8 protein-coding genes are annotated in these 9,363 nt (G+C 74.0%); 3 read left to right on the plus strand and 5 right to left on the minus strand.

What is annotated here, in order from left to right; all coding sequences use genetic code 11:
• Positions 1-625 (minus strand): sirohydrochlorin chelatase (locus AC792_RS10385; protein ID WP_049830462.1); only part of this gene is annotated, 625 nt, incomplete at its 3' end.
• An 18-nt stretch (positions 626-643) separates the two neighbouring features.
• Entirely contained in the window at positions 644-1,009 is a 366-nt protein-coding gene (gene nirD / locus AC792_RS10390) for a nitrite reductase small subunit NirD (RefSeq protein ID WP_049830457.1), read from the minus strand.
• 240 nt (positions 1,010-1,249) lie between these two features.
• On the opposite strand from nirD, the gene nirB reads away from it, so the two are divergent.
• From nirB to AC792_RS10405, 3 genes are read left to right on the plus strand one after another with little or no spacing between them, the layout of a single operon-like run.
• Entirely contained in the window at positions 1,250-3,922 is a 2,673-nt protein-coding gene (gene nirB, locus AC792_RS10395; protein ID WP_049830458.1) for a nitrite reductase large subunit NirB, read from the plus strand.
• A 3-nt stretch (positions 3,923-3,925) separates the two neighbouring features.
• Positions 3,926-4,966 (plus strand): uroporphyrinogen-III C-methyltransferase, encoded by a 1,041-nt coding sequence (gene cobA, locus AC792_RS10400; protein ID WP_049830459.1) that lies wholly within the window; start codon positions 3,926-3,928, stop codon positions 4,964-4,966.
• Positions 4,963-6,084 (plus strand): uroporphyrinogen-III synthase, encoded by a 1,122-nt coding sequence (locus tag AC792_RS10405; RefSeq protein ID WP_082177650.1) that lies wholly within the window; start codon positions 4,963-4,965, stop codon positions 6,082-6,084. Before cobA ends, AC792_RS10405 begins: the two co-directional genes overlap by 4 nt.
• 51 nt (positions 6,085-6,135) lie before the next feature.
• Here the strand turns inward: AC792_RS10405 and AC792_RS18025 are convergent, their stop codons facing one another.
• The 3 genes from AC792_RS18025 to AC792_RS10415 all read right to left on the minus strand — a co-directional run.
• Positions 6,136-6,441: a (2Fe-2S)-binding protein gene (locus tag AC792_RS18025; RefSeq protein ID WP_326948039.1), complete on the minus strand. Its 306-nt coding sequence runs from the start codon at positions 6,439-6,441 to the stop codon at positions 6,136-6,138.
• 40 nt (positions 6,442-6,481) lie between these two features.
• Complete coding sequence (locus AC792_RS10410) at positions 6,482-7,660, minus strand: NAD(P)/FAD-dependent oxidoreductase (protein WP_326948040.1); 1,179 nt, start codon at positions 7,658-7,660, stop codon at positions 6,482-6,484.
• The coding region (locus AC792_RS10415) for a molybdopterin oxidoreductase family protein (protein WP_082177651.1) at positions 7,657-9,363 on the minus strand (1,707 nt) is incomplete at its 5' end. The genes AC792_RS10415 and AC792_RS10410, both read right to left, overlap by 4 nt.

Raw genomic sequence — 9,363 nt, forward strand, 5'->3', positions numbered from 1 at the left:
CCGCCCCGGCCTCGCCAGCTGGGGCGGGGAAGCGCCCAGGGGCCGGCAGGTAGGGGGCGATCGCCACGGGTGGGGTGTCGGCGCCCTTCCGGGACGCGGCGACGGCCTCGCGGACGGACGGTGCGGCCTTCGCGCCGAAGCCGGTGCTCACCGGGCCGGTCCGCACGCCGGCGAGGACCGCGTGGACCTCGGCGACGTCCTCGGCCGCACAGGGGTCCGAGGAGCCCGCGGCGGCCAGGACCACCGCGTCCGCCCCGTCCACGGACGCCTCGTCCAACCGGTCCTGCAGCACGTGGGCGAGGCGGGGATCGGGGCCCAGCGGGAGGGCGGCCACCGTGTCGGGGCGCCCGGCCGCGGCCCGGGCGATGTCCACCTTCACGTGGTACCCCACCGAGAGCAGCAGCGGCACGATGACGGCGGGGCGGCCCTGCGGGAGGGCGGCCACCACGTCCACGAGATCGGGTTGCTGCACGTCGACGTACGCCTCGAGCACCTCCACCTCCGGACGGAGGGCCTGCAGCTGCGCCCGCACGGTGTCGATCTCCGCCCGACCCCGGACGTTGTCGGTGCCGTGGGCGCAGGCGATCAGGACGGGGGTGGGAGCGGGGCCTGTCATGGCAGTCATTGAACCACCTCCACGGGATCAGGCCGCGACGTCGACCTCGACGACGCCGTCCGTGCACCGCACGGGATAGATCCGCAGCCCCTCACCGCCCGAGAGGCAGGTGCCGCTGAGGAGGTCGTAGACCTCCTTGTGCAGCGGTGAGGTGATGGTGGGGGTGCTGCCGCGGGAGCCGATGATCCCGCGTGCCAGCACGGCCGCGCGGGTACGCGGATCCACGTTGCCCACCGCATGCACCCGGTCGCCGGGGAACCGGAAGAGGGCGATCTGCGCCTCCCCGAGCAGCGCGGCCTCCCCCCAGTACTCCTCGAGGTCGTCGAGCAGGCACACCGCGGCCCATACGGGTGCAGCGTGCGCCGGCTGGTGCAGGACGGCGAGTTCGGTCATGGTGTTCCCCTCCGCGGTGGGTGCGTCTGGTGGGCGCGTTGTCAGCCAACGCTAGGTCGGGGACGTGACGGGAGCGTCCCGGGGCTGTTGCGGGCACGTAACTTCGACCTCACCGCCGCACACGGGGTCCGTGAGCCCGAAGTTAACCTTCGGACACACGGGCGACACATGGGCGACACCACCCGTTCCTAGGCTGGAGGCTCACACGGGACCGCCCCGACCCGGACGGAAGGCACACGCATGACCGCGCTCCGCGCACCCCGGCCGGCAGGACAGGACCACGAGGAACCCGAGGGCGGGCGCAGCGTCGTCGTCATCGGCGGTGGCCCGGCGGCCCACCGGCTCGTCGAGGCGCTGTGGCGCCGGGGCACGGACGGCCTGCGGATCACCGCGCTCACGGAGGAGACCCACGCACCCTACGACCGCGTGGCGCTCAGCAGGGCTCTGATCGGTGACGTGGACCTCAGCCTCGGCGAGGCGCTGATGTGGCGGGAACCGGCCATCCGGCTCGTGACCGGGGAACGCGCCGTCACCCTGGATCTTGCTCACCGCCGGGTGACCGGTGCCTCCGGCGAGGTGTACGCCTACGACGACGTGGTGCTCGCCACCGGCTCCGACGCCGTACGCCTCCCGCTGCCGAACGCCGAGCACGCGGTGGTGTACCGCACCCTCGACGACGCCGCCTGGCTGCGCACCGAGGCCGCCCGGCTCGCCGGTGTGCTGGGCCGGAAGCCGCGCGCGGTGGTGATCGGCGGCGGGCTCCTGGGCCTGGAGGCGGCCGGCGGACTGCAGGAGCTCGGTGCGGAGTCCACCGTGGTGAACCGTGCGGGCTGGCTCATGAACGCGCAGCTGGACCAGGGCGGCGGTGAGGCCCTGGGCCGGCTCATCACCGCGAAGGGCCTGGAGGTGCGGTGCGGCGGGACGCCGGCGGCCCTGACCACGGACGACGACGGCGGGCTCACCGGGGTGCTCCTCGCCGACGGCACGGAACTGCCCGCGGACCTCGTGGTGTTCGCCGTCGGCATCCGGGCACGCGACGAACTCGCCCGGGACGCCGGGCTCGAGGTGGCACCGCGCGGCGGCGTGGTGATCGGGGAGGACTGCCGCACCTCGGCGCCGGATGTCTGGGCCATCGGGGAGGTGGCCAGCCACGGGGGCGTGAGCATGGGCCTCGTGGCCCCGGCGAACGCCATGGCCGAGGTGTGCGCGGACGGACTTCTCGGCGGGACCTCCGCGTTCCCCGGCTTCGACACCGCCACCAAGCTGAAGCTCTCCGGTGTGGAGGTGGCCAGCTTCGGCGACGCGCTCGCCGACACCGCGGGCAGCCTCGAGATCGTGTACGCGGACCCGGCGCGCGGGCTCTACCAGAAGCTGGTGGTCACGGACGACGCGAGGACGCTGCTCGGCGGCATCTTCGTCGGCGACGCCGCACCCTACTCGGCCCTCCGCCCGCTGCTGGGGAGGGAACTGCCCGCCGAGCCCGGGGCCTACCTCTCCTCGGCCGGCGGCGGCGAGGCCCCGCCGTCGGACCTGCCCGACGACGTGATCCTCTGCTCCTGCAACAACATCACCGCCGGGGCCTGCCGCTCCGCCGTGCACGGTGGGGGCGAGGACGGCGCCCCGGTGGAACCGGCCCTCGACATGCCCTCCCTGAAGGCCTGCTCACGCGCCGGCACGCAGTGCGGTTCCTGCGTGCCCATGCTCAAGAAGCTCCTCGACGCCGAGCTCACCAAGGCCGGGAAGACCGTCTCCAAGGGCATCTGCGAGCACTTCGCCCTCTCCCGGCCCGAGCTGTTCGAGGCGGTCCAGGCCCTGGACCTCGCGTCCTTCCAGGAGATCCTGGGGCGGTTCGGCGTCTCGGAGGAGGCGAGGGCGGGCCACGGCTGCGACATCTGCAAGCCGGCGATCGGCTCCATCCTGGCCACCCAGCGCGGCGAGTACGTCCTCGACGGCGGCCGCGGCACCCTGCAGGACACGAACGACCGCGCACTCGCCAACATGCAGCGCAACGGCACCTACTCCGTGGTGCCGCGGATCCCCGGGGGTGAGATCACCCCGCAGAAGCTCGCCGTGATCGCGCAGGTGGCCGAGCAGTTCGGGCTGTACGTCAAGCTCACCGGGGCCCTGCGGATCGACCTCTTCGGCGCACGGCTGGAGCAGCTCCCGGAGATCTGGAAGATCCTCGTGGAGGCCGGCTTCGAGTCGGGGCAGGCCTACGGCAAGGCGCTGCGGAACGTGAAGTCCTGCGTGGGCTCCACCTGGTGCCGGTTCGGGGTGCAGGACTCCGTGGCCATGGCGATCGACCTCGAACTCCGGTACCGCGGGCTGCGCGCACCGCACAAGTTCAAGATGGGCGTCTCCGGCTGCGCCCGGGAGTGCGCCGAGGCCCGCGGCAAGGACGTCGGCGTGATCGCCACGGACCAGGGCTGGAACCTGTACGTGGGCGGCAACGGCGGTTTCCAGCCCGTCCACGCCCAGCTCCTCGCCCAGGACCTCGACGGCGAGACGCTCATCCGCTACATCGACCGCTACCTCATGTACTACATCCGCACGGCGGACCGCCTGCAGCGCACGGCACGCTGGACGGAGGAGCTCGACGGCGGGCTGGACCACGTGCGGGACGTGGTGGTGGGCGACTCCCTCGGGATCGGCGCCGACCTCGAGGCGGCGATGGCCCGGCACGTGGAGCACTACGAGGACGAGTGGGCGGCCACGCTGAAGGACCCGGACAGGCTCCGGCGCTTCCGCTCCTTCGTCAACGCCCCGGACGCCGCCGACTCCTCGATCGTGCTGGTGGAGGAGCGCGGTCAGCGCCGCCCCGCCACCCCGGCGGAGATCGAGGAGCAGGGCAGGCGCGTGGGGCTCGGGACGGCGATCCCCGTCCGTTCCGCGACCGGGACACGGGAGGGCTGAGACGTGCAGGTGGACATCGAGGTGGCAGGGCGCACCGTGCTGGTGATCGGGAGCGAGACCGGTGCGCGCCGGGTCACGGCGCGGTACCGGGCGGCGGGGGCACTGGTGCAATGGCACGAGCACGCGGGGGAGTGCCCGGCAGCAGCTCTGGCCGACGCCGCCCTCGTGGTCCTGGTGGGCGCCCCGCAGGACCCGGACTCCGATCCCGAGCTGCAGGCGCTCCGCACACGGTGCCGCGGGGCCGGGACGCCCTTGGCGCGTGAGGCGGCCGCCCGGGCCACGGGGTCCGCGACCCTGCTCGGTGGCGGGCCCGGCGCGCTCGGACTCCTCACCCTCGACGCCGCCACGGCGCTCCGGGAGGCGGACGTGGTGCTCTACGACCGGCTCGCCCCCACGGATGCGCTCGCGGAACTCGCCCCGACGGCGGAGCTCGTGGACGTGGGGAAGCTCCCCGGCCACCACCGGGTGCCCCAGGCCGCGATCAACGACCTCCTGGTGCAGCACGCGCTCGCAGGACGCCACGTGGTGCGGCTCAAGGGCGGTGACCCCTTCGTCTTCGGCCGTGGCAGCGAGGAACTCGCCGCATGCCTCGCCGCGAAGGTGCCGTGCCGGGTGGTCCCGGGCGTCAGCTCCGCGATCGCCGTCCCGGCGGCCGCGGGGATCCCGGTCACCCACCGCGGTGTGAGTCACCTGTTCACCGTGATGTCCGGCCATGCTCCGCTGACCGAGGAGGAGCACCGGCATCTCGCCGGGCTCGGGGGCACCATCGTGGTGCTCATGGGGGTCTCCACGCTCCCGCAGCTGGTGGCGGGTCTCGGCCGCGGCGGGCTGCGCCCCGACATGCCGGTGGCGGTGATCGAGCGCGGGTACAGCGCGTCCCAGCGGACGACGTCGGGCACCCTCGCCACGATCGTCACGGCAGCCGGCGCCGCGCGCTGCCAGAGCCCCGCGGTCCTCGTGATCGGTGACGTGGTACGGGTGGGGCTGGATCTCCACGGCGGTGTCGCGGAGCTCGCCCGGCTCACCGAATCGCTGGCGTCGTGACCGGGTCCCTCGGCCCCGACGGGGCATCCGGTCAGCTCGCGGGTTTCCGTATCGGGGTCACCTCCGATCGCCGGTCCGGTGACCTGATCGACGCCCTGGAACGGCGTGGTGCCTCGGTGTTCCACGCCCCGGCCCTGAAGATCGCGCCCATCGCCGAGGACGTGGAGCTGCTCGCGGACACCGCCGCCATGATCCAGGCACGCCCGGACCTCTTCGTCATCACCACCGCCTACGGGATGCGCCGCTGGTTCGAGGCGGCGGACGCGGCCGGCTCGGGGGCCGCGCTCCTGGAGGTCCTCGGCAACGGCCGGATCCTCGTGCGCGGCCCGAAGGCCCGCGGGGCGGTGCGCGCCGCGGGGCTCGACGACGTCGGCATCAGCTCCGACGAGACCACCGCCACCCTGGTGGACCAGCTGCTGCAGGAGGACCTCTCCGGTCTCACCGTGGGGGTCCAGCTGCACGCCTACGCCGACGAGCACCAGCTGGCGCGGTTGCGCGGCGCCGGCGCCAGGCTGCTGACCGTCACCCCGTACCGGTGGATCAAGCCCGCCGGGTCCGAGCGGCTGCCGCGCCTGATCGACGCCGTGTGCGCGGGGCAGCTGGACTGCGTCACCTTCACGAGCGCCCCCGCCGTCGACGCCCTCTTCAGCACGGCCGCCGAGCAGGGCCTGCAGGAGCAGCTGATCGGTCGGTTCCGGCAGGGCGTGCTCGCCGCGGCGGTGGGGCCGGTCACCGCGCAGCCGCTGCTCGACGCCGGGATCGAGCCGATCGTCCCGGAACGCTTCCGGATGGGGGCGCTGATCCGGCTGGTCTGCGACCACCTCGCGGCACACCACGTGGAGCAGGTCCCCACCCTGAACGGTCAGGTGGAGGTGCGGGGCCGCTCGGTGCGCGTGGGGACGGAGACGGTGGAGCTCGCCCCCACGCAGCTGGTCCTGTTCAAGGCGCTCCTGGCCGCGCGGGGGGCGGTCCTCAGCCGGGACGCGCTCATCACCCTCCTGGCCCACACCGGTGCGGGGCACGCCCTGGACATGAACGTGAACCGGCTGCGCAAGGCGCTGCCGGATCCGCGTCTCGTGGAGACGGTGGTCAAACGGGGGTACCGCCTGCACGTCTGACCGGGGCCCGTCCCGGCCACCGACCCGACAGGCCCCGGAGCCGTGCCGGCCCTACGCCGTCGCCACCGCGAAGTGGTGTTCGATGATGGGCCGGATCTCGCTGTGGCAGGTTCCGCTCCCCGTACCGGCGCGGGTTCCCGAGGAGACCTCCCGGACGGTCGCGCAGCCCGACCGCACGGAGGCCTCCACGGCCCCGTGCGTGATGCCCGCGCACCGGCACAGCGTCGCGTCGGGCCCCGGGGGAAGGGCGGCCGCGGCTCCCTCGACGCCGTCGAGCCGCAGGAGGCTCGAGCGGTCGGCGGGGAGTTCGCTCCCCCGCTCGAAGAGCAGCACCAGTTCGGCGCCGGTCCGCGGCATGCCCCCGCACACCAGACCCGCAGGACGCCGTCGCGGGGGATCATCTTCGCGTAACGTCCGTGCCCGGGATCGGTCCAGACGGCCACGGCGAGCCCGGGTTCCACGGACCAGGGGTCCGCATCCGTCTCACCGGCGGGGGCGGCGCCCCCCCCCCGGGCCTTGAGGAGCACGAGCGCGCCGCGGCGATCAGGCGGATCGGCAGGGGCGACGGCGGCCGGACCCGCCGCCAGCTCGGCGGTGAGGGGCGCCCCCGCCGGTCCGCCCGCTGCCAGCCCGGGGCGATCAGGCCGCGGGGGGCGGTGACACCCGAGCAGGCCACGCAGGCGGCGTCCCAGCACCTGATCTCGGCGCAGTCGCCGATGGCCCACACATCCTGTGTGTCCAGTGCCCGGAGGTCGTGGTCCACGAGGATGCCGGCAGCGGTGTTGAGGTCGCAGCCGTCGGCGAGCTCGGTGCGCGGACGGACGCCGCAGGCGATGACGAGCGCCCCACCCTCCACGCATGTGCCACCGGCGAGGACGAGACCGGAGAACCGGCCGTCGTCGTCCAGGGTGAGGCCGGTGGAGCTCCCGCCCACCACGGTGATACCGGTGCGGGCGAGGGCGGCGCCGAGGACCTGCGCCCCGTCCCCGAGGAACCGCTCCATCGGGGCGCGGCCGGTGTGGACGAGAGTGACCCGGGCGCCCTCCTCGGCGGCGGCGAGGGCGGCCTCGATCCCGAGGATGCCACCGCCCAGCACCACGATGCGTCGCTCGGCGGTCATCGCCTCGGCGAGCAGCCGCGCATCGGTGAGGTCACGGAGGAAGCCGACGCCCGGCGGGAGGGAAGCGCCGTCCACCCCGGCGAGCGGGGGCAGCACGGGCCGCGATCCGGTGGCGAGGACCAGGCGGTCGTAGTCCACGGATCGTCCGTCGTCGAGCAGCACCCGGCGGAACGGCCGGTCCACCCTGGCCACCCGCGCCCCGAGGCGGACGTCGATGCCCCGTACGGCCAGCGCGGCGGCGTCGGCCAGACGGATGGCGGACTCCCGCGTGCGCCCGACCGCGACATCCGCGACGAGGACGCGGTTGTACGCGGCGTGCGGTTCCTCCCCGATGACGGTGACCGCGGCGACGCCCCGGGCGACGAGCGGCTCGAGGTGTTCGACCAGTCGCGCGGCGACGGGGCCGAAGCCCACGACGACGATGCGCTCCGGACCGGGCGTACCGGCATGGTTCATGCGAAGACCTCCCGCTGGTCCGTGACCGTGCTCCCCGGGTGGGCGAGCGGGACGACGCCGACCGGCGTCGTCTTGAACTCCGGCATGCCCGAGATCGGATCGGTGGAACTGCCGGTCACCAGGTTCGCGGTGCCCGTACCGGCGTAGTGGAAGGCGAGGAACACGGTGTCCTGGCGGATGTCGCCCGTGAGGTGCGCGACGGCGTGGACCACGCCGTGGGAACTCGTGACCACGACGGCGTCGCCCGTGACGATGCCGAGATCCGCCGCCGTCGCCGGGTTCACCTCGAGGCGGGGAACGGGCTGCGCGGCGAGCAGAGCGGGGACGCGCCGGGTCTGCGTACCCGACTGGTAGTGCTCGAGGAGCCGTCCCGTCGCGAGGAGCAGGGGAGCCGGGGTGCGGTCCTGCGCCACGTTGGCACGGGGCCTGACCGCGACGAGGGCCGCACGTCCGTCCGGGGTGGCGAAGGCGTCGAGGAAGAGCCGCGGTGTGCCCGTACTGCCGCTCGGGTACGGCCAGTAGGCGGGAGCATCGGCGTCGAGCACCTCGTAGTCGAGACCGGAGTAGTCGGCAGGGCCACCGGCGCTCGCGCGGGCGAGCTCCTCGAACATGGTCCGCGGGTCCTCGCTGAACAGGGAGGGGGCGTCGAGCAGTCTCGCGAGCTCCTGTATGATCCACAGTTCGCTCCGCGCGCCGGCGGGAGGCACGACGGCGGGACGGCGACGCAGGATGCGACCCTCCAGGTTCGTCATGGTGCCCTCCTCCTCAGCCCACTGCAGGACCGGGAGGACGACGTCCGCCAGGGCCGCGGTCTCGGAGAGGAAGAAGTCGCAGACCACGAGGAAGTCCAGGCCCTTCAGTCCCTCGACGACCGTCGAGGCGTTCGGGGCGGAGACCACGATGTTGGCCCCGTGGACGAAGAGGCAGCGGGTCCCGCCGCTCCCGCCCGGTCCGCCGAGTGAGGCGAGCAGCGCCACCGCGGGGAGACCCGGGCCCGGGATGAGCTCCTCGGGAACACCCCATACCGATGCGACGTGCCTCCGTGCGGCGGGGTCCGTGATCTTCCGGTAGCCGGGCAGCTGGTCCGCCTTCTGCCCGTGCTCCCGCCCGCCCTGCCCGTTGCCCTGGCCGGTCAGCGTGCCGAATCCGCCCCGCGGCGTCCCGGGAAGACCGAGGAGGAGCGCCAGGTTGATGGCGGCGGTGGTGGTGTCCGTGCCGTCGGCGTGCTGCTCGACACCCCGTCCGGTGAGGATGTAGGTGCCGGCTCCGCCGGCCGCCCCGCTGCGCGCACCGCGGGCGAGCAGGCGCGCCGTCGCGCGGATGGTGGAGGCGGGAACGCCCGTGATGCCCTGCACGCGCTCGGGCCACCGGCGTGCGAGTTCGAGCGCGGCGTCCTCGTGCCCGCGGGTGCGGGCGTCGAGGAAGGAGCTGTCCGCGAGCCCTTCGGCGACCACCACGTGCGCGAGACCGAGCAGGAGGGTGAGATCCGTGCCGGGCGTGGGCTGCAGGTGCACGCCGCGGCCCTGCTCGGTGAGCCGGGCCGTCGCGGAGCGGCGGGGGTCGACGACGATCAGGCCGCCGTCCTCCTGTGCCCGCCGGAGGTGCTGGACGAACGGCGGCATGGTGTCCGCCGCGTTGGAGCCGAGGAGCAGGATCACCGACGCGTGGCCGAGGTCCTCCAACGGGAAGGGCAGTCCGCGGTC

This window comes from Arthrobacter sp. RIT-PI-e (assembly GCF_001187915.1).
Taxonomy (GTDB): domain Bacteria; phylum Actinomycetota; class Actinomycetes; order Actinomycetales; family Micrococcaceae; genus Arthrobacter_D.